This is a genomic window from Embleya sp. NPDC055664, from assembly GCF_053618075.1.
In genome coordinates, this window is sequence record NZ_JBSHGZ010000001.1 from 330805 (window position 1) to 350741 (window position 19937).

Below are 19937 nucleotides of genomic sequence, written 5' to 3' on the forward strand. Positions count from 1 at the left end.
CCCGGCAGAGCAAGGGGGCGGAGCCGGTGGTGAAGGCAGCTACGGAACGGCCATCGGGCAACGGCGTCGCGACACCGGGCGCGACCGCCGGCGCGATGCCGGTCACGCCCACGCGCAGCCTCGGCGCCAGACGCCGGCGGCCCGCGCTCATCGCGCTCTCGGTCGCGCTGATCGCGGCGGGCGGACTGGGCTCGGCGGCGTTCTATCAGATGGGCGACAAACGGGTGCCGGTGCTCGCCGTGGCCCGCACGGTGCCCTACGGCCAGACGATCGCCGCCGAGGACCTGCGGGTCGTGGAGATCAACGACGCGCCCGGGCTGCGCCCGATCGGATCCGGCTCCAAGGGCGTCATCGTGGGCAAACGCGCCGCCGTCGAGCTGCGCGCGGGCTCGCTGCTGACCTCGGATCAGGTCACCGAGAAGATCGCGATCCAACCCGGCGAGACGCTGGTCCCGATTGCCGTGGACGCCACCAGGATGCCGGTCCAGCGGGTCACCCCGGGCACCCGGATCCTGGTCGTGACCTCGGTTGCCGCGCCCGCCGGGGCCAACGCCGTGCCGGCGCAGCCCGTCACCATCGCGGCCACCGTGATCCGAGCCAGTGCCGCCGACCCGAACTCCGGTTCCGGCAAGGCCGTCCTGGACGTGGCCGTGCCCGCCAAGGACGGCCCCACGCTCGCCCTGCAGGTGGTCGACGGTCGGTTCTCCATCGTGGTGCTCAACACCGGGAACGCGGACGCGGCGCCCAACCCCGCGCCGGGCAAGGCCGGAGGCACCCCATGACCGTCGTCGCGGTCACCGGCGGCACGGGCGCGCCCGGTGCCACCTCGACCGCGCTCGCACTCCTGCTCACCTGGCCGCTGCCCGCCGGCCGCCGGGTGATCCTGATCGAGGCCGATCCGGACGGGGGTTCGATCCTCGCGGGCGCGCTCCAGGGTCGGGTTTCGGCCGAATACGGCCTGCACCAACTGGGCGTGGCACACCGTCAGGGAAATCTCGTCGACGCCTTCTTCCGGCAACTCGTCGATCTGTCCGACGGCCGCCGCGAACGCCTGCTGCTGCCGGGCCTGGTCGACCCCACCCAGGCCTCGGGACTCGCCTACACGTGGGATCCCATCTCGCAACTCGCCGCCGGGCTGGGCAACCAGCAGATTCCGCACGACGTGATCGTCGACCTCGGCCGGCGCGGCACCACGGGCGCGTCGGCGATCGTCGCGCGCCGCGCCGACCTGGTACTGCCGGTCGTCCGCGGCACATTGCCCTCGCTCGCCCAGGCCCAGCCCCGACTGACCGCGCTGCGCAACGACCTCGACACGCACGGGACCGGATCCGACTCGATCGCCCTCGTGGTGATCGAACAGGGACGCTACTCCCGGCAGGAGATCGGCAAACACCTCGAGGCGCCCGTACTCGGCCTGGTGCCGTTCGACCCGGAACGCGCGCGGGTGTTGTCCGACGGTGAGGGCGACACCGGCAAACGTTTCCTGCGTTCGAGGTACATGCGGGCCGCGCGGACCACCGCGGACGCGGCGATCAACTTGGCCGCACAGCGACGCATGCGCCTTGCTCCACGCCCCACGTCCGGCGGGCAGTTGCCCGCCGGTCCCGAGGCGCCGGCGCCGAGCGACGGCTGGGCCCAGGCGGCGGCGTACATCCGCCGATCCGACACCGAGCCTCGCCCCGAGCCGCGTCCCGAGGCCCACCCCGAGGCACCCGCCGAGGCCGAACCGGCGCACCGCCCGGCCGGCGAGGAGGCCGGTCATGTTCGATAACGCCCGCCCCCTGCACCCGGATCCGCACAACAAACCGGAACCCCCACCCCCCGCCGAGACCGGCGGCCACCCGCAGATACACGTCGTCCCGGGGCGCCCCGAGACGGAGGACGTGTTCTACGCGCCGCCCCCGCTGCGCACCTGGCCGGAGGGCTTCCAGCGGGCCGGCGCCGATCCCGCGAGCGGCCCGGAGCACACCTGGTCGGCCGGCGCGGGCTCGCTCACGCCCGCCGTGGGCCACGTCCCGCCGCCGACCCCCGCCAACGGCACACCCCTTCCGCCGACCGCGATGTCCGCGCCGACCGCCGTGCCGGCCCCACCGCACGCCGTGCCAGGGGTGAACGGCCACGTCAACGGCGCCGCCCGCCCGACCGGTTCGCGCGACGGCATGTTCACCGTGCCGCCGACCGCGAGCGTGAGCGCCAACGGCGTCGGCACGGTCAGCCGCCGCCCGTCCGCCGCGCCCGCCCCCACCGGCACCGGCCCGCACGCCCCGCTCACCGCCGCCCCGAAGCCGCCCCGCAACCCGTCCGGAGAACCGGTCGTGGACCCGGCCGTGGTGCGGATACTGAAGGACCGGGCGGCCGAACAGCTGCACGAGTTCGACAAGTCTGCGCCCGGCATGACCACCGGCGACCGGGAGCAGCGCGGTCGCGCGATCGTCGCCCAGGTGGTCGCCGAGTGGGCCGACATCACCGCCCGCGAGCGCGGCATCTCCACCACGCCCGCCGAGGACCGGGCGATGGCGCGCGCGGTGTGGGACTGGTTGTTCCGTGCCGGGCCGTTGGAGCCGTACCTGACCGACCCGGCCGTGGAGAACATCCTCGTCAACGGCTACGACACGGTCTGGGTCGACTACGCGGACCGCCCCCGCGTCCAGGTGCCCCCGCTGACCGCCTCCGACGACGAACTCCGCGAGTTGTTGCGCGACCTGGCCCGCCGGCACGGCAGCGGCGAGCGCACCCTGTCCACCGCGCAGCCCACCCTGGCGCTGCGTCTACCGGACGGCTCCCGGCTCCAGGCGATCACCGAGGTCACCCCGCACACCTACGTGACCATCCGCCGGCACCGGGTGCGTGACGTGCGCCTCGCCGAGCTGATCGGACTCGGCACCCTGGACCGCACGTTGGCGGCCTTCCTCGGCTCGCTGGTCCGGGCGAAGAAGAACCTGATCATCTGCGGCACCCAGGGCGTCGGCAAGACCTCGCTGCTGCGTGCGCTGTCCCACGAGATTCCCCGGGACGAGCGGATCGGCACCTTCGAAACCGAACTGGAGTTGTTCCTGCACGAGTTGGGCCACCTGCGCCAAGTGGTGGCGATCGAGGCCCGCGAGGGCAACGGCGAACGCGGCATCGACGGCAAGTCGGCGGGCGAGTTGACCATCGGCGAACTGATCCCCTCCGCGCTGCGCATGTCGTTGTCGCGGATGATCGTCGGCGAGGTGCGCTCCAGCGAGATCGTGCCGATGTTGCGCGTGATGACCAACGGCGAAGGCGGCTCCATGTGCACGCTGCACGTGCGCGAGCCGGACATGATCTTCGACCGGATCGCCGAACTCTGCCTGGAGTACGGCGCGCACATGAGTCCCGAACTGGCCTACCGGCTGGCCTCCAACGCCGTCGACTACGTCGTCTTCGTGCGGATGATCGACGAGACGGCCATCGGCGGCAAACGGCATCGTTTCGTCTCGCACGTCCTGGAGGTGACCGGGATGGGCGAACACCGCCGCCCGGCCGTGAACACGATCTTCGCGCCGACCGCCGACGATCCGCGCGCCACGGCCCGGATGTACCCCTCGGACATGCCGGATCTGATCCGGGCCGGGTTCAGTCCGCATCTGCTGGACGAACCGCACGGCTGGCGCCCGTTGCGGCTCAAGCTGCACCAGGCCGGGTGATCGTATGGGTGACGCGTTGTTGGTCGCGGTGTGCGGATGCCTGCTGGTCGGCGGTGTGATCGGATTGATCGTCGGGCTCGTCGGCACCTACGACGACCCGACCCCCAAGCCGCCGGGCCGCATGGAGTCGGCGATCCGCCGGATGCGGTCCGGACCGGTGACGGCCCGCCAGCGCACCGCCCGCCGGATCCGGCTGTCCGTCGGTGTCGTGGTGGCCGCGCTGGTCTGGCTGTTCACCGGATTCCTGGGCGCCGGGCTCCTGGTGATCGCCGCGTTCTCCGGGTTGCCCTGGCTGCTCGCGCCCACCAGGAGCGACCACAGCGTGATCAAGCGCCTGGACGCACTCGCCGAGTGGACCCGACGGATCGCCGACCTGATCGAACTGGGCGCCGGGCTGGAGAACGCGATCCTCACCTCGCGGGCCACCTGCCCGGAGCCGATCGTCGAGGAAGTCGGCGATCTGGTCAGCCGATTGCAGTCCCGGTGGCGCCCCGAGGAGGCGCTGCGGGCGTTCGCGGCCGATCTGGGCGACGCCACGGCGGACAAGATCGCGGCGGCGCTGATCCTGCGCTCCTCGGACCGCGGGCCGGGCCTGGCGATGGCGCTCAAGGACCTCGCCACGACCGTGCGCGAAGAGGTGCGCCAGCGCCGGGCGATCGAGGCGGACCGGGCCGGCGCCCGGATGGCCGTGCGCTGGATCACCTACATCACCCTGGGGGTCACCTCCCTGGTCGTGGTGATCAACCGCGACTACGCCGCGCCGTACGGCACCGCGCTCGGGCAGATGGTCCTGCTGCTGATGGCGATCGCCTACGTCGGCACCCTGGTCTGGATGCGTTCGCTGGCCGCCGATCGGGTCAAGCCCCGCTTCCTGGTGGCGGATCCGCGCAGCGTGGTCAAGGCGGCCAGGGCGGTGGACGTGCAGCAGGAGCAGGGTGTGCACACCGCGCCCGTATTGCGGGGTGAGTGGTCGTGATCCCACCGATGGTGATCGTCAGCGGGTGTGTGCTCGGCGCCGGAGTGGCGGTGCTGGTCCGCGAGTTGTGGCCCGCGCCGCCGGACCTGGGCAACGCGCTGCACCGCCTGTCCGGGATGCCGAAGCGGCGCACGGAGCAGACGGGCAGCAAGTACGACGACCGACTGGTCGCCATGGTCCGACACGTCCCGGGCTTCAAGGTGCCGCACCGCGAACTCGACCTGGTCGGCGAGACCGTCGCACAATTCGTGCGCACCAAGGCGCTGTTGGCCCTGCTCGGGCTGCTGTTGCCCGCGATGCTCTCGGCGGTGCTGACCGCGGCCGGGATCGGCATCGCGTTCTACGTACCGCTGTTCCTGTCCCTGGCGGTGGCCGCGGGGATGTGGTTCATCCCCGACTATGCGCTGCGCGACCAGGCCAAGTCCGCCCGGATCGAGTTCCAACACGCGGCCGCCGCCTACCTGGACCTGGTGGCGCTGGGCCGGGCAGGCGACGCGGGCCCGGCGGAGGCGTTGGAACGGGCCGCGGCCGTGGGGGACGGCTGGGCCTTCGCCCGGATCCAGGACGCGTTGGCGCGGGCCCGCGTGGGCAGCGCCGACCCCTGGGACGGACTGCGCGACCTGGCCAAGGACCTGGACCTGCCCGAACTGGCCGACGTGGCCGACATCATCGAGATGGCCGGGACCGAAGGCGCCGCCGTGTACGGCACGTTGCGCGCCCGGTCCCAGTCGCTGCGCGTGGAACTGCTCGCGAACGAACACGAAAAGGCGAACGCGGACTCGGAACGGCTCACCGTTCCGGGGACGATGCTCGTGGTGATCATGGGAATCCTGCTCGGATTCCCGGCAATTTCCCGGATGTTCTCGGTATGAACGACCTTCGGATTCCGAGCCGTTCTCCGGAAGGAGTACAGGCAATGTCAACCGGTTCCTCGTCCCCAGCGGTGCTCGATCGTGTCGAGACCGCCGTGCACAGAGTCGCCCCGGCTCCGGTCGCCTTCGTGTTGGTCGTCACCGGCGGCCTGGTGGACCGCTATCGGCGACTGCGCAAGGAGCGCGACCACGGCGCGGTCAGCATCGAGACGGCGATCATCGTCGCGGTGTTGATGGTGGCCGCGGTCAGCATCGCGGCGGTGATCTACACGATGTACAAGAAGTACCAGGACGGCCTGAAGAAATCCGACGACAAGTACGTGCCGCCGGCTCCGCAGAACGACCAGTAGCACGGCCCAACCCTCCGTGACCGACGTGCGACGAAGCCGACCCATCGCCGCGATCCGACGCCGCCTGCGCCAGGCAGGCGGGTCGGATCGCGGCAGCATGTCCATTTCGATGGCGATCATCTTCCCGGTGTTCATTCTTGTGCTGTTGTCGGTGATCCAGGTCTGCCTGTGGTGGTACGCCCGTGAAGTGGCGTTGCAGGCGGCCCAGGAGGGCGTCGAGGTGGGGCGTGCGACGAAGGGGGACCGCGGGAAGGCGGAACAGCGCGGCCGAGATGTGGTCAAGGACCTCGGCGGGGGAATGCTCAAGGATCCGAAGGTGATTCCGGAGCGAACCGGCGAGGGGCGGATCCGGGTGACCGTTCGGGGTACGTCGTTGTCGATTGTGCCCGGCCTCGGGAGTCTGACCATCACGCAGCACGCGGACGGTGTCGTCGAGCGGTGGACGAGTTCGGGCTGATGAACATGTGGGGGGCGAGGGTGTACAGGGGGAGCCCGCGGGCGGACGAGGGGTCGTTCGCTCTGGAGGCAGCGATACTCACGCCCGTGTTGATCGCGTTCCTGTGTCTGATCATCGCGTTCGGCCGAACCTCGGTGGCCGGCAACGGTGTGGACGCGGCGGCGAAGGCGGGGGCCCGGGAGGCGTCGATCGCCCGGGATCCGGGCAGGGCGGACGCAAACGCCAGGGCGGCCGTGAAGAGTTCGCTTGCCCAGGACGGGCTTCACTGCACGCCACACACCGAGGTCAAGCTGCCGGGCTTCACCACCGAGCCCGGTACGCCCGGGATCGTCACCGTCTCGGTCACGTGCACCGTGTCGTTGTCCGATGTGGCCTTCCCCGGCATCCCGGGTTCGAAGACCCTGCACGGCACCTTCACCTCGGTGCTGGATACCTACCGGGGGAGGAACGGATGACATCCGTGGCCCGCACGCGTGTTCGCGGCGCCGACGTCGACCCCGACCCCGGTGACCGCGGCAGCCTCGCCATCATGCTCGCGATCATGATGGCGGTGATCATCCTGCTCGTCGGCCTGGTCATCGACGGCGGCGGCAAGTTGCGCGCCGACTCCAAGGCCGACGCGTTCGCCCAGGAGGCGGCCCGCGCCGCCGGGCAGGCGATCGATCCGACCAAGGCCATCCCGGGGACGGCGATCGTGGTCCCGGAAAACAACGCAAAGCAGGCGGCAAAGAACTATCTCGACGCTCACACCATGGTGAAGAGCGGAAACGCCGTGGTCACCAAGGACGGTCGCCAGATCGACGTCTACGTGACCATCGAATACAAGACCAAGGTGGCCGCCTTCTTCGGCGTCTCCACCGTCACCGTCAAAGGCCATGCCCGTGCCGGGCTCGTCCATGGGATCCGAAACCCGGAGGACGCACCGTGACCGTTACCCAAGGCCCTCGTCCCGGCGCCGGTCCGGGCACCGGGGCACACGCACGAAATCGTGCCGACCGGGGCAGGCGTCGCGGACCCGGAAGATTCCTGTTCGACCTGATACGCGGCCTGCTCAGCCTCGTGGTGCTGCTCGCGTTGCTCGTCGGCCTGCCCGCCTCGCTCGTCGTGGCCACCACCGACGTGTTGCCCCACCGGCTGCCCGCACTCGACGAGATCGGCAAGATTCTCACCCAACCCGACGACGGACGGGGTTTCCTCGCGGCACTCGCCCTCGTCTTCTGGGGCGCCTGGCTGTGTTTCGCCGTCTCGGTGATCGTGGAAATCCCCGCCCAGCTCCGCGGGTTGTCCGCGCCGCGCATTCGCGGCCTGGGCTGGAGCCAGAAGGCGGCGGGCGCGCTGATCGGCGGCATCATGCTGATGCTCCCCGCCGGTACCGCGCTGGCCGCCGGCGAGGCGCACGCCGCGCCGCAGCTGCCGGAACACGTGTCGAGTGCGCCCACTCGAGCCGTGGAGCAGGAAATTCCGGTCCGGGTACAGGATCCCGGGCCGACCGCAGGACCTACGCACACCGTGCAACGCGGCGACTCGTTGTGGACGATCGCCGAGGAGCGATTGGGCGACGGCAAACGCTGGAACGAGATCGCCAGGCTCAACGACGGCAAGACGATGGCGAACGGGCAGCGGTTCGACTCGGCGGACTACGTCGAGGAGGGCTGGGTGCTCGCGCTGCCCGCCAATGCCGGGCCGCCCGCCGAGGTCAAGGCCGCGCACGCACCGGAGTTGCCGGGGGAGGAGCACAAGGCGCTGCCGAAGACGGTCACCGTCAAGCCGGGCGACACGTTGTCGGACATCGCCGAGGAACTCCTGGGCGACGGCGACCGCTATCCCGAGATCTTCGCCGCCAACAGGGACCAGCCGCAGTCGGGCGGCGCGGCGCTGACCGACCCGAACTCGATCCAGCCCGGGTGGACGTTGTCCATCCCGGGCGGAGGCGGCGCGGACCCGGCACCGCAGCAACAGCAGCCGCCGCAACAGCAGCCCCCGCAGCAGCAACCACCCCAGCAACAACCACCCCAGCAGCAACCGCCGGCGGAGCAGCCGCCCCGGCAGCAGCCCCCCGCCCAACAACCGCCCGCCGAGCCGCAGAAGCCGTTCGTCGAGACCCCGCCGCAGATCGCCAAGCAGGACCCGATCGCGGTTCCGAACGCCCCCGACGGTGCGGGCGCGCCCGGTGCGGCGTCGACCGAGACGCCCAAGAAATCGGACAACACCAACCCCACCGGCAGCCGGGCCGAGGCGCCGAGCCCGGGTGGGGACGAGAGTTCGGTACCGGTGGGCGCGCTCGCCCTGGGCGCGGTCGGCGCCGCGGGGGTGCTCGGCGCGCTGCTGGTACGCCGTCGACTACAGCAGTCGGTGCGTCGGGACGGGCGCCGGATCGCGATGCCCGCACCGGCCGCCGCCGACCTGGAACAGCAGCTGCGGGCAACCGAAACGCCCGACGCGCTGGACCTGTTCGACCGCACACTGCGCACGCTGTGTGCCCGGATGTCGGACACCGGCCGCACACTGCCCCTGATCGACTCGGTGCAACTCACCGACCGGCAGCTCGAATTGCACCTGGCCGCGCCGTCCCCGCCGCTGTATCCGTTCGAGGCGGTACACGGCGACCACATGCACTGGACCTGCCCGGCCGACGCCGAGTTGCTGCACACCAGCGCGGCGGCCAACGTACCGGCGCCCTATCCGGCCCTCGCGGTGCTCGGCGAAACCGACGACGGACGCCAGCTGTTGGTCGATCTGGAATCGCTCGGCGTGGTCGGCCTGACGGACGGCTCCGGGGAGGACAACCTCGCGGTGCTGCGCGCGCTCGCCGTCGAGCTGTTGTCCAACGTGTGGAGCGACGACCTGTGTGTGACGGTGGTCGGCTTCGGTCGCGAACTGCGTGACGTGGAACGCGAGGGGCGCCAACAACTGCGGTACGCCTACTCGCTCGACGAGGCGCTGAGCCGGCTGGCGACCTGGTCGGACGAGGTGGTCGGCCTGCTCGACGACGCCAAGCTGACCTCGCCCCGGCAGGCCCGGACCAAGGGCATCCTGCCCGACACCTGGCCGCCGGAGATCGTACTGTCCCTGGAGCCGCTGACCGAGGCGCACGTCCCGCACATCCAGCGGCTGACCAACACCTACCCGCGTGCCGCCGCCGCGATCATCGCGCCGGTGCACTCGGAGCCGTGGCTCAGCGGGCTCGGGGTGACCCGACTGCCCACCGTGCCGGGCGTGGTGACGCCCAGTCGGATCAACACCGACGTGCACGTCCAGCGCCTGGAGGACTCGCAGTACCAGGCGTTGGTGAGCATGTTCACCGTGTCCAAGGACCTGGACGGCGTGCCCGCCGACGAGGTGTTGATCCCCGGCCAACGGCCGGAGCGTGAACCGGAGTCGGTCGAGGTGGGCGTCGGTGCCGGCGGCGGGAGCATGTCCTCCGCCGCGTGGTCCGCGGTCGGCGGGATGGAGCGACCGGCCCGCGTCGGCGGGGCGACTGTGGCCGACGTGGCGGCCGAGTTCGAGGTCTCGCCCGGGTACTACCAGCCCGACCCCACCGATCCCGAGCCCGACGAGCGTGTGTTCGGCGCACCCGGACGGCCCGCGCCGACCACGCGCCGCGCCGGTCGCGGCGGGTCGGGGTCGGCTTCCGACACCGGCTCGTGGGGGGCCGCCGTATTCCCCGTCGCGGGCATGCCGCTGGCCCCGCCGGAACGGATCGAGCGTGGCGGCGGATCGCCGGAGGACACCGGCTCGTTGCCGCTGCCGTGGTTGCCCGACGACCAGCACGAGGACACCGGACCCGGATCCGGCGACACCGCGCACGCGACCGCGGAGGCCGAACGGGCCGCCGAGCCCGAACTGTTCCAGCCGGCGAACGGCTCGTCCGGGCCGCCCCCGGCGCCGACCCGGGAGTACGAAGCGCCCGTGACCGGCCCGGATGTGGCGCCGGCCGGGAAACCGGGACATGCGGTAGCCGCGGACGCCGCATACGCGCAACAGTCGTATACCGAACCGCCCTATGCGGAACCGCCGTATCCGCATCCGGCATATGGCGGAGAAGCCTCGGTGCCGCCATCCTTCGAGGAGCCGATCGCCGACGGATCGGTCCGTGCCGGGTCGGCCCATGCCGAGCCGACCGCCGACGAGGCGGTCGTCGTCGCCCCGGGCCACGAGGAACCGGCATCGGAATCGGCCGAGTTCGTGGCCCATGCGACCCAGGCGCCGGGGTTCGGGACACCGGACCTCGCGGACTCGACGCTCGGTGAGCCGGTCTTCGGCGCGCCCGCCGCGCCCGAGACGGGCTCCCTACCGGGTCCCGCGAGCCCGCCTGCGGGGTTCTCGTCGGGGGACGACGGGCACGGCGACACAGGACTCGAAGGGGTGGACGATCCCGAGGACCACCCCCACGCATCCACCGGGGAAGTCGGGCAGTCGGCCGAACCGGTGGCGGCCGCAGAGGCCCCGGACGAGGGAACGGCAGTGCCGATCGACGCTCGGACCAGCACCGGTGAGCAAACCCCGTCGTGGGACGTCGCCGACGCCCCGGAGGGTACCTACGAGACCTACGCGGCGCACGCCGCCAACGGACACGGAGGCGTGCGGGCGGACGTGCTCGCCGCCCCCGGGGTCCACGTGTTGGGCCCGGACGACGAGGTCGACCTGATGCAGGGCCGGGGACGCGAGCGGATCGCCCCGGCACCGGGCGAACCGGGCCCGGAGATCGCGGGTCCGGCCGCGTTCGGGTCGGCGGACTCCGGTTCGGCGGCGCCCGGTTCGGCGGTCGCGGCGACCGGCGCGGTCGGCGCCGCCGACGTGGTCGGTGGCGTCGAGATGCCGTCCGCCGAGTACTGGGGCGCACCCGGGCAGGTGCGGGAGGCCCCGACCGCCGAGGACTCCGGGACGTTCCTGGTGGTCGCGCCGGAGGCCGAACCGGCCGTGGCGGACGCGCCCGAGGTCGGCTCGGCGTGGGATGTGGCCCCGCCGGTGGCCGCGTTGCCGGCCGAGGCACCGGCCGCGATCGGTCAGGCGGCCGAGGGCTTCGCGCCGACCTACCCGGAGATCCGGATACTGGGTCAGGTCGATCTGATCGGTGTCGGCGAGGAGGTCGAGCACGGCCGCCGCGCCCGACTGACCGAACTCGCCGCGTGGATCGCCCTGCACCCCGGTCGCCCGCTGACCGAACTCGACGCCGCCGTCTGGCCGCTGGGCGTCACCGCGACCGCGCGCAACTCGGCGATCAGCCAACTGCGCCGCTGGGTGGGCACGAGCCAGGACGGCACGAGCCACCTGCCCGCCGCGGCCGGCGGCGAGGGCTACGCGTTCGGGCCCGGTTTCGCCTGCGACTGGTTCCGCTTCCGCGAGTTGGTCGCGCCCGGTCTGTACGGGAGCCACGAGGTGGCGATGGACTACGCACGGGCGTTGGACATAGTGCGCGACGCGCCGTTCGACGGGGTGGGCCCGCGCCGCTACGTGTGGGCCGAGCCGTTCCGCCAGCAGATGATCGCCGAGATCGTCGACGTGGCGGCCCGGCTGGCCGAGTACCACCTGGACAACCACGACCCGCAGGCCGCCAAGCGGGCCTGCTCGGTCGGCCTGGTGGTGTGCCCGGAGTCGCAGATGCTCTACCGGACCATGTTCCGGGCCACGCACATAACGGGCGACCGCGCGGAGTTGGACTACTACGTGGACCGCCTGGACGGCCTGCTGGCCGGACTCGGCGCCGAACCGGAGGCGCTCACCGTGGAGTTGCTGCGCGACCTGCTGGACGACTGAGCCACATCCGGCCGGGCGGGCACCAGCCCCCCGGCCGGCGGCGCGTCGAGCCGGACGAACACGTCCCGTGACGGTCCGTCATGCACCGTGTACCAGTACGACGACCAGTGCCGCGCCGAGCAGGAACGGCCCGAACGGCACCGAACTGCCGCGCCCGGCCCGCCGGGTGACCGCCAGGACGACCGCGAACAGGCCGACGGCCACGTACGCGAGCACCAGCGCCTGGATCAGCGCCGCCCAGGACGACCAGCCGACCACCAGCCCGACCAGGCCCGCCGCCTTGGCGTCGCCCAGGCCCACCCCCACACCGGCCAGGGCGAGCGCGAGATGCACGAGGTAGCAGGCCGCCATCGCGATCAGCGCCCGCCCGTACGCGTCCCCGTCGAAGGGGATCAGCAACAGCGCGGCGAGCAGCGGGTATCCGGGCAGGGTGAGCGCGTCGGGCAGCCGGAGCAGCCGGATGTCGCAGACCACGAGCGCAGCGGCGAGCAACCCGAAGATCAGCAGCGCGGGCAGCACCGCCTGCGCGCCGACCCGCCAGACCAGTACGGCTGCGTAGACGACGAACCCGGCCACGATCGCGACCCGGTCGCGCCGCAGCACACCCGCGGTGTCCGGGTCGAGGTGGATCGGAGATTTCCGCACGGCATCGGATCCTGTCAGACCGGCGACCGGCCCGGCACCGGATGGGGGCGAACCGGTGACCGATCCCGGATCGAATCGGGCCCGGACGGGCCCGCTTGTGCCGGAATCCCCACCCGGGCGCGGGGCCGGGCGGCACACTGGACAGGTGCCCACAGCCATGGCGTTCGACCCCTCCCGCGAGCTTCCTCCCGCGCCCGGCCCGGAGTTCGCGGGCGCCGGCGCCGTACCGGACGACGGGGTATACGTGTTCGACGACGAGCGGATCGTGCTCGCCGTGAACGTCGCGCTCGCGACCCGGCGACCGCTCCTGGTCTTCGGGCCGCCCGGGTCCGGCAAGTCCACGCTGGCGCCGATCGTCGCCCGGCATCTCGGCCGGTTGTGCCACACCGAGGTGATCACCGCGCGGACCGAACCCGAGGACCTGTTCTGGCGCTTCGACGCGCTGCGCCGGCTCAACGACGCACAGACCCGCGAGGTCGCGCCCACGATCGGCGCCTACTGCGCGTCCGGGGTGTTGTGGAAGGCGTTCGATCCGTACCGGACCCCGCCGGCGCGGGACGGGAAGCCGGCGACGATGCCCGGGGCCGGCCGGGACACCGGGCCCGCGCCCGGGTCCGTGGTGCTGATCGACGAGATCGACAAGGCCGATCCCGACCTGCCGAACAGCCTGCTCGTACCGCTCGACACGCTGAGCTTCCCCGGACCGGACGGCGAGGAGGTGACCGCACTTCCGGGTGTCGAGCCGCTGGTGGTGATCACCAGCAACAACGAACGGGAGTTGCCCGCGCCGTTCGTCCGCCGCTGCATCGTGCTGTCGCTGGACGCTCCGGACAAGGAGCACCTGTTGAAGGTGGCCCGCGGCCATCTCGGCGCCGGCTACGACGAGTCGACGGCGGATCGGGTGGCGGAGCACCTGCTGAAGGTCGCCGCCGAGTCCGAGTGGGCCGCGGGGCCCAGCACGGCCGAGTTCCTGGACACCCTCCGCGCCTGCCACGAACTCGGCGTCGAGCCCGGGAGCCGCACCTGGGACCTGGTCCTGGAGGTCGCCCTGGACAAGGGCCGAGGGAGTGCGAGGCTGCGCGGGTGAGTACCGCACGGGGGCGGATCCATCTGGGCGACCTGGTCCGGGCGATCGTCGCGCTCGACGTGAGCGACGCGGACACGGCGGCCGAGATCGCCCGCATGCTCGGCATCGCCGGCGACGCGGACGCGCCGGAGTCGCCGGCCGGCCTCGACGAGGCGCTGCCGGCCGACGAGCCGGCCGGGCCGCCGGCTCCGGGGGAGGTCGTCGCGATGCCGGTGTTGCCCGACGCCGGTTGCTCGCTGTTGGTGTTGCGCGGCCCCCAGGCGTCGAACGAGGCGACCGAAGAACCGGCCGAGTCGTCGGAAGCGCCGGTAGAGGAGCAGGCCGGCGAGGTGGATCGCCTGCTCGAAGCGGGCACGGACGATCGCGCCGGCTCTCCGGAGCCGCCGTGGGTGGGCCGTTGGGCGCCGGGTGTGATGTTCGCGGTCGGCTCGACGGATGTGGTCGGTCGTTCCGTGGACGAGCGGGCCCTCGTCCGGCGTGTGGCGGCTCGATCCTTCCTGCGTGAACTTCCCCGGCGGGCCCGGCCGACCACCCGTCTGGGTGTGCAGCTCCTCCTGGACGCGGGCGAGTCCATGACGCCGTTCCGGGCCGATCAGCGCTGGTTGCGCGAGTTGGCCGGCGGCGTGGTCGGCCGGGACCGGGTCGAGGTGCTGCGCTTTTGGGGCACACCCGCGCGGGGGGTGCGGTGGGTCGGGCGGCGCGAACGGGCGGCCTACCGGCCGCCGGCGGCGGGTACGCCCGTGGTGCTGATCTCGGACCTGGGGTTGCGCCGGTTGCCGTTCAGCGGGGACGCGGCGGCGGGCCCCGGCGAGTGGGGGGACTGGATCGACGCGGTGCGCCGGGCCGGTTGCCCGGTGGTCTGTGTGACGCCGTACCCGGCGCGGGCACATCCGTGGTCGTTGCGGCAGCGGGTGTCGCTGGTGCCGCTGGACCGGCGAACCTCGATCCGCGCGGCCCGACGGGAGACCCGTCGGGTGCGGGGGGAGGTGCGGCGGTGACGGCGGGCTGGGACCGGCCCGATCCGGCGCGGGACGAGTGGGCGGACGCCGTCGACGGGCCCTTGGATGCCGCGGAGTTGCTGCGCACCGTGGCCGAGCGCCAACCGGCGTTGCCGCTGCTGGCCCAGGTGTTGTGTCTGGCGTCCCATGCCGCACCGGCGTTCGTACGACGTGCCCGGATCGAGTTCGTCCCGAACAGCACGGCGAGCCTGGAGGCGGATCTGTGGTTCTCCCCGCTCGTCGAGTCGGCCGACGCGAACGCTCTGGTCCTGGCACCGGACGTCGCGGCCGTGTTGCGGACCCGGCTGGCGCTCGACCGCCGGCGATGGGCGCGCGTGCTTCGACTCACGGAGCACATGCAGCAGCAGGCCCCCGAACTGGTGCGGCGGTACACCAGGTTGGCGGTGGCGGAGGCGATGGGCGCCGAACCCCGGGACGTCGAGCCGGATCTGACGGCTTTTCGGTTCGCACTGATCCCGGACGGCACGACGGGCGACGACCTGGCCCGCTGGCTCGTGCACTTCCTGCCGAGGCTGCCGGGGGTCTTCGCAACCAGCGCACTCGCCCGGACGTTGGTCGACTCGGCGGCGGCGCGGTTGCACGTCGAGCCGCCGACGAGTGCGGGCACGCCGGCGGGTTTCGGTGCGGCGGCGCGCCGAGGGGTGCGGCTGGGGGTGCGGTTCGAGGACGACGGGCTCACGCTGAGTCGACCGCCGAAGGCCGGTGATCGAGTGCTCGAAGTACCTGGTGGGCAACGGGTGCGGGTGGAACTGGCCCCGCCCGGGGAGCGGGATTCCGGCGGATACGCGGTGGAGTTGGGGGCGAGTGAGTCGAAGCACGTGCCGATCGTGGTGTTCGCGGACCTGGCGGCGGGCCGGGCCGGGTCCAAGCCCCCGACCGAGCGGCGGCGGTTGCTGCTGCGTACCCGGACGGTGTTCGGGGCCACGGCGGCGCTGGCGGACAGGAACCTGCGGGCGGCACTGCGGCCGACGGAGGGCGGGACGGAGCTGCTGTGCTCCTTCCGTGGTGAGCCGTGGTCGACCGAGCGGCTGGAGGAGAGCGCCGAGTTGTCCGACCTGGACGGCACTTCGGGAATCGTGCTGCTCAGGGCGGGCGCCGAGGTGATCGTGGTGGAGCAGACTTTGCTTGCCGAGCCCCGTCGACTGCTTGCGGGCGGCATCCGGGAGGTGGCGATCGTGGGCTTTCGGGTGATCGTCGTGAGCGAACGCGGGGTCTGGGCAACCCCGGTCGGAGCACGCTCCGACCGGATGATGCAGCTGTCCCGGACCGCCGAGGCCGGCACCCGGATCCAGGCCGCGTACGGGCACGAGGATGTCCTGATCGCATCCGCCGGCGGCGAGGTGGAGATCGTTCACCTCTCCACGGGAGCACGGACCAGGCTCGACTCGCGCTTCGAGCCACGGCCGATCACCGCGATCTCCCGCGGCGCGCCGGGCCGCGCGTTGGTCCTGGCCCAGACCGGCCCGCGGCTCGTGCGCGTGCCCGGTTCCGGGCCTGCCCAGACTGTCGAAGGCGAAGCCCTTCGGGCCGACCTCACCTCGCTCGCGATCGTCGGCGACACGTCGCTGGCGGTGGACTGCGATGGACGATTGTTGCGGTGGGACGGAGACCTGCCGAACGACCCGCCCGACGAAGTGCCGCTGCCGTTCCGACCGATGAGCGTATCGCCGGGGGATTATTCGACGTTCACCATCGTCGGCCGGGGCGGTCCGGTCGAACTCCGCACCGGGGACGGCCGATCCGTCCTGGTCACCCCACGGCACAGGGACGAGCCGGAGACCGATCGGGCGGCGGACACCCTCATCGCGACGATGCCCCTCGGCCCGGGAGGCGCCGACTTCGCCCGGATCCGTGGCTACGGGATCGGTTGTGTGTGTCTGCCGTTCCGGGCCGAGCCGACCGCCGCCGCCGATGGCGTGCCCGACGCCGAGGCGTGGGCGTGGATGCGCGCGGCGGGCGCGGCGGGGCTGCGGGTGCTGGTGGACGTGCCCACCGAGCATGTGGCGCGCGTCCGGGGAGAGATCGACGCGGCGAATGTGCTGCGGTATTGCCGCGCACTGATGCGTGCGGGCGCCGTCGGTATCCGAATCGTGCAGTCGCGGTACTGGTGGAGTGAGGTGGAGCGGGGTGAGCCGCCGGTGGCGAGGGCGAGCGAACTGCTGGGCATCTTCCGCGCTCCGGTAGACGAGTACCCGGGGCGGATCCTCGTGCTCGACCACGACCTGCCGCACGATCCCACCGGGTGGAACGAGAACGACGGATACCCGCCTGCGATGACCAGGAGCCCACCGCCACAGGGCGGTCGGGCGCTACGGGTCGCTCAGGCGTCGTTGGTCCTGGACCCCTCGGAGGAGCACGTCCGCATGCGCTCCATCGCGCCCTACGAAGGCCCGTTGGGCCGAAGCGTGTCCCTGTCCGCCCTGACCGAGGACGCCAGACCACTCACCTGGGCGTCCGCGTCTCTCCTGCTCGCCCGGCCCGGACTTCGCGCCGTCGCCACGCTGCCGCCCGGCCCGACGAACGCCCGGCTGGCCGCGATGTTGCGCGCGCACCACGACGAGCCGGCGCTCGCCCGCGGCACGGCCACCCGATTGCCCTCCCTGCACGAGGACGTCGTCGTGCTCCAGCGTCGTTACGGAGACGAGTTCGTGCTCTGCGCGGCCAACCTCGGCGATACGCGCCGCGCCGTCGCGCTGACCACGCCCGGTACGCCGCAGGGCACCCTGGTGGACCTCCTGGACACGGAGACGCCGCGAACTCCGGACATCCGTACGGGATCGCCCACGATGCTTGCCTTGGACCCGTACGAATACCGCTGGTTCCGCCTGCTCGGCCCCGACGAGCTGTATGCGAGCGGCCCGTGACCATCCGGCACTTTCCCGATCCGCACGGCGCGTCGCCGCCGCGGCCCCGGATCTTCGTCAGCCACAGCACCCGCGCCAAGCCCGACGCGGTCTGCTGCCGCTGTCTGGACGCGCGTGAGGCGCTGGTCGCGCAGTTGGCGGCCGAGGGCTTCGAGGCCGTGTACGACAAGGATTTCCTGCGCAGCGGTGACGTCTGGCAGCAGGAGATCGCCCTGGAGTTGCACCGCAGTCAGGCCACCGTGTTGCTGCTGTCGCGACACGCGATGGAGTCGGCCAACGTCGGCTACGAGGCCGGCATCGCGGACGGCCGGCGGCGGGTCGACGCCCGATACCGCTTCATCGCACTGAAGTTGCCGGATGTACGGCGCGCGGACCTGCCCACGAGTGCGCTCAAGGCGATCCACCTCGGCGAGGTGGACATGTGCGACTGGGCCGACGACGAGATCACCGGAGGTCGCCTGCCCGTCAAGTTGCGCGCCGACCTCGACCAGATCATGCTGTGGCACCTCGACCGTTCCTCGCCCACGCGATACGCGGTCACCTCCGCCCTGGACGGTGCCTACGAAGACCGACTGCGGGCCGCGGCCGACGTGTTGGAGGTGTGCGGCCCGCTGGACCGCGAGGTACTGCGCGAGCGGCTGAGCGAGGCGCTGCTGACCGAGCGTGTCCCGGTTCCGCCGCCGCGACCGGACCCGCTGGTACGGGCGTTGGGCGAGGTGTTGCCCGTGCTGCGGTCGGATCCCGCGTACACGGTGGCCGAGTTGAGTGTGGTGTATGCGCGGGTTCCGGCGCTCGCCGCCGCGCAGTTGGGCGAGTTGGGGGCCTGCGCGGACGGACGGGTCGCGGTGCTGGCGGCGACCCGGGACGGTACCTTGCGGGCCTACCTGCTCCGCGCCAGCGGTCGCCCGCGTCCGTGGCCGCACCTGGAGGTCACGGTGCCTGCCGGGGCGCGGATGGCGGCGGACCTGGTCGCCGCGATCCGGGACGCGGTGGCCGGGTATCTGGGCTACGACGGTTACGACGACCCCGAGTTGGCCGGTGAGTCCGGGTTCCGCGACGTGCTCGACGCGCACGCACTGGAGACCGGGCCGATCGTGGTGGTCATCCGGCACCTGCCGGACGTGGCGCTGGTGCGCGAGTTGCGGGCGTGCTTCCCTCGCCTGCTGCTGCTGTTCGTCACCGACCGGGCCGGCACCGGTGTGGCGGTCGAGGCGATCGAGCTGGCACCGCTATCCGCGTCCGGCGAAAAGGAGTTGAAGCGTACGCACGGCCGCGCGATGCAGCTGGCCGGGCGTGCGGAGGCACCGAACCCGCCCTGGAGGCCCGCGTGACCGGTGGTACGGATCCGGTGCTCGAACAGACCTGGCGCGCACAACGACGGTGGTCGCTCGCGGCTTCGACGGCCAAGAACTCGGTGCGGCGCTGGCGCCTGGTCCGGTTGATCCTGGGTGTGACGGGCGCGGTCCTGGTGACGGCCGGCACCCAGGCGTCCGGTGACCTCGGCACGGTGTTGTCGCTGATCGGCGCGCTGTGTGTGGGGCTGGTGCCGCTGGTGACGTCGCTGCGCCTGCAACCGGAGCGGATCGAGGCGTGGACCCGGACGAGGTCGGTCAGCGAGGCGCTCAAAAGCGAGGTTTACCTGTATCTGACGGCGAGCCGGCCCTACGCGGGCACCGAGGCCGAGCGCCGGACGACGCTGACCGCGCGGCGCGCAGCCCTCGAGGACGCCGCCGCCGAACTGCTCGCGCTGCTACCGCAGCCGGTGCCGGGGGCGTACCCGCTGCCGCCGCCCGTGCACGACGTGGACAGCTACGTGCGGGAGCGGATCGACGACCAGGCGGACGGCTACTACGGCACGCAGGTGATCCGCATGCGGCGCGGGCTGGTCCGGATCCAGTTCGCCGAGTTCGTGTTGGCGATCACCGGCATGGCCCTCGCGGTGGTGGCGGGCACGAGCGGCGGCGCCGGGGCGGGGGCGTGGGTGCCCGTGGTGACCACCGTGTCGGCGTCGGTGATGTTGTACGGGTACGGCATGCGGTATCAGGAGAACCTGATCTCGTTCGCCCGCACGGCCGAGCAGTTGCGGCGGTTGCGCGACGATCGTCTCGCCCGGATGCCGCTGGATCCGGCCGAGGAGGCCCGGTTCGTGGAGCGGTGCGAGAACGTCTTCTCGATCGAGACGCAGGGGTGGATGGCCCGGGCGGCGAGCGCGGATCCGGGACCGGCGCAGTGACCCGGGCGG

Annotated in this window: 16 protein-coding genes; 15 read left to right on the forward strand and 1 reads right to left on the reverse strand. The window is 72.2% G+C overall.

The window, feature by feature from the left end; all coding sequences use genetic code 11:
- The first annotated feature begins 29 nt into the window (after nucleotides 1–29).
- The 10 genes from ACWGR4_RS01375 (at nucleotide 30) to ACWGR4_RS01420 (ending at nucleotide 12080) form a co-directional block, all read left to right on the forward strand.
- Nucleotides 30–782 (forward strand): SAF domain-containing protein, encoded by a 753-nt coding sequence (locus tag ACWGR4_RS01375; RefSeq protein ID WP_379996694.1) that lies wholly within the window; start codon nucleotides 30–32, stop codon nucleotides 780–782.
- Nucleotides 779–1771 carry a hypothetical protein gene (locus ACWGR4_RS01380; protein WP_452132495.1) on the forward strand — a complete coding sequence of 331 codons (993 nt, stop codon included), beginning with the start codon at nucleotides 779–781 and terminating at the stop codon, nucleotides 1769–1771. Before ACWGR4_RS01375 ends, ACWGR4_RS01380 begins: the two co-directional genes overlap by 4 nt.
- Nucleotides 1761–3668, forward strand: a complete 1908-nt coding sequence (locus tag ACWGR4_RS01385) for an ATPase, T2SS/T4P/T4SS family (RefSeq protein ID WP_452132494.1) — start codon at nucleotides 1761–1763, stop codon at nucleotides 3666–3668. The genes ACWGR4_RS01380 and ACWGR4_RS01385 overlap by 11 nt, the downstream gene beginning before the upstream one ends.
- 4 nt (nucleotides 3669–3672) lie before the next feature.
- Nucleotides 3673–4644 carry a type II secretion system F family protein gene (locus tag ACWGR4_RS01390; protein ID WP_379996700.1) on the forward strand — a complete coding sequence of 324 codons (972 nt, stop codon included), beginning with the start codon at nucleotides 3673–3675 and terminating at the stop codon, nucleotides 4642–4644.
- On the forward strand, nucleotides 4641–5516 hold the full coding sequence (locus tag ACWGR4_RS01395; protein ID WP_452132493.1) for a type II secretion system F family protein: 876 nt from the start codon (nucleotides 4641–4643) through the stop codon (nucleotides 5514–5516). The genes ACWGR4_RS01390 and ACWGR4_RS01395 overlap by 4 nt, the downstream gene beginning before the upstream one ends.
- Before the next feature lie 44 nt (nucleotides 5517–5560).
- On the forward strand, nucleotides 5561–5866 hold the full coding sequence (locus ACWGR4_RS01400; RefSeq protein WP_379996704.1) for a hypothetical protein: 306 nt from the start codon (nucleotides 5561–5563) through the stop codon (nucleotides 5864–5866).
- 97 nt (nucleotides 5867–5963) lie between these two features.
- Complete coding sequence (locus ACWGR4_RS01405) at nucleotides 5964–6323, forward strand: TadE family protein (RefSeq protein ID WP_379996706.1); 360 nt, start codon at nucleotides 5964–5966, stop codon at nucleotides 6321–6323.
- Between the two features lie 5 nt (nucleotides 6324–6328).
- Nucleotides 6329–6778 carry a TadE family protein gene (locus ACWGR4_RS01410; protein ID WP_379997316.1) on the forward strand — a complete coding sequence of 150 codons (450 nt, stop codon included), beginning with the start codon at nucleotides 6329–6331 and terminating at the stop codon, nucleotides 6776–6778.
- A gap of 5 nt (nucleotides 6779–6783) precedes the next feature.
- Nucleotides 6784–7251 carry a pilus assembly protein TadG-related protein gene (locus ACWGR4_RS01415; RefSeq protein ID WP_379996708.1) on the forward strand — a complete coding sequence of 156 codons (468 nt, stop codon included), beginning with the start codon at nucleotides 6784–6786 and terminating at the stop codon, nucleotides 7249–7251.
- Nucleotides 7248–12080 carry a LysM peptidoglycan-binding domain-containing protein gene (locus ACWGR4_RS01420; protein ID WP_452131171.1) on the forward strand — a complete coding sequence of 1611 codons (4833 nt, stop codon included), beginning with the start codon at nucleotides 7248–7250 and terminating at the stop codon, nucleotides 12078–12080. Before ACWGR4_RS01415 ends, ACWGR4_RS01420 begins: the two co-directional genes overlap by 4 nt.
- 78 nt (nucleotides 12081–12158) lie before the next feature.
- Here the strand turns inward: ACWGR4_RS01420 and ACWGR4_RS01425 are convergent, their stop codons facing one another.
- Nucleotides 12159–12725, reverse strand: coding sequence for a prepilin peptidase (locus tag ACWGR4_RS01425; RefSeq protein ID WP_452131172.1), 567 nt, complete (start codon nucleotides 12723–12725; stop codon nucleotides 12159–12161).
- Between the two features lie 145 nt (nucleotides 12726–12870).
- Here ACWGR4_RS01425 and ACWGR4_RS01430 point away from each other — a divergent pair, with 145 nt between their 5' ends.
- From ACWGR4_RS01430 to ACWGR4_RS01450, 5 genes are read left to right on the forward strand one after another with little or no spacing between them, the layout of a single operon-like run.
- Nucleotides 12871–13812 carry an AAA family ATPase gene (locus tag ACWGR4_RS01430; protein ID WP_452131173.1) on the forward strand — a complete coding sequence of 314 codons (942 nt, stop codon included), beginning with the start codon at nucleotides 12871–12873 and terminating at the stop codon, nucleotides 13810–13812.
- Nucleotides 13809–14810, forward strand: coding sequence for a hypothetical protein (locus ACWGR4_RS01435; RefSeq protein ID WP_452131174.1), 1002 nt, complete (start codon nucleotides 13809–13811; stop codon nucleotides 14808–14810). The genes ACWGR4_RS01430 and ACWGR4_RS01435 overlap by 4 nt, the downstream gene beginning before the upstream one ends.
- Nucleotides 14807–17695, forward strand: a complete 2889-nt coding sequence (locus tag ACWGR4_RS01440) for a hypothetical protein (protein WP_452131175.1) — start codon at nucleotides 14807–14809, stop codon at nucleotides 17693–17695. Before ACWGR4_RS01435 ends, ACWGR4_RS01440 begins: the two co-directional genes overlap by 4 nt.
- Nucleotides 17692–19026, forward strand: a complete 1335-nt coding sequence (locus ACWGR4_RS01445) for a TIR domain-containing protein (protein ID WP_452131176.1) — start codon at nucleotides 17692–17694, stop codon at nucleotides 19024–19026. The genes ACWGR4_RS01440 and ACWGR4_RS01445 overlap by 4 nt, the downstream gene beginning before the upstream one ends.
- Entirely contained in the window at nucleotides 19023–19928 is a 906-nt protein-coding gene (locus tag ACWGR4_RS01450; RefSeq protein ID WP_452131177.1) for a DUF4231 domain-containing protein, read from the forward strand. Before ACWGR4_RS01445 ends, ACWGR4_RS01450 begins: the two co-directional genes overlap by 4 nt.
- The last annotated feature ends 9 nt before the right edge of the window (nucleotides 19929–19937 follow it).

Excerpts from the sequence above, each read along its gene's own strand:
- ACWGR4_RS01380 (WP_452132495.1), top strand. The coding sequence starts at position 779 with ATGACCGTCGTCGCGGTCACCGGCGGCACGGGCGCGCCCGGTGCCACC.
- ACWGR4_RS01405 (WP_379996706.1), top strand. The coding sequence starts at position 5,964 with ATGTCCATTTCGATGGCGATCATCTTCCCGGTGTTCATTCTTGTGCTG.
- ACWGR4_RS01400 (WP_379996704.1), top strand. The coding sequence starts at position 5,561 with ATGTCAACCGGTTCCTCGTCCCCAGCGGTGCTCGATCGTGTCGAGACC.
- ACWGR4_RS01385 (WP_452132494.1), top strand. The coding sequence starts at position 1,761 with ATGTTCGATAACGCCCGCCCCCTGCACCCGGATCCGCACAACAAACCG.
- ACWGR4_RS01410 (WP_379997316.1), top strand. The coding sequence starts at position 6,329 with ATGTGGGGGGCGAGGGTGTACAGGGGGAGCCCGCGGGCGGACGAGGGG.
- ACWGR4_RS01390 (WP_379996700.1), top strand. The coding sequence starts at position 3,673 with ATGGGTGACGCGTTGTTGGTCGCGGTGTGCGGATGCCTGCTGGTCGGC.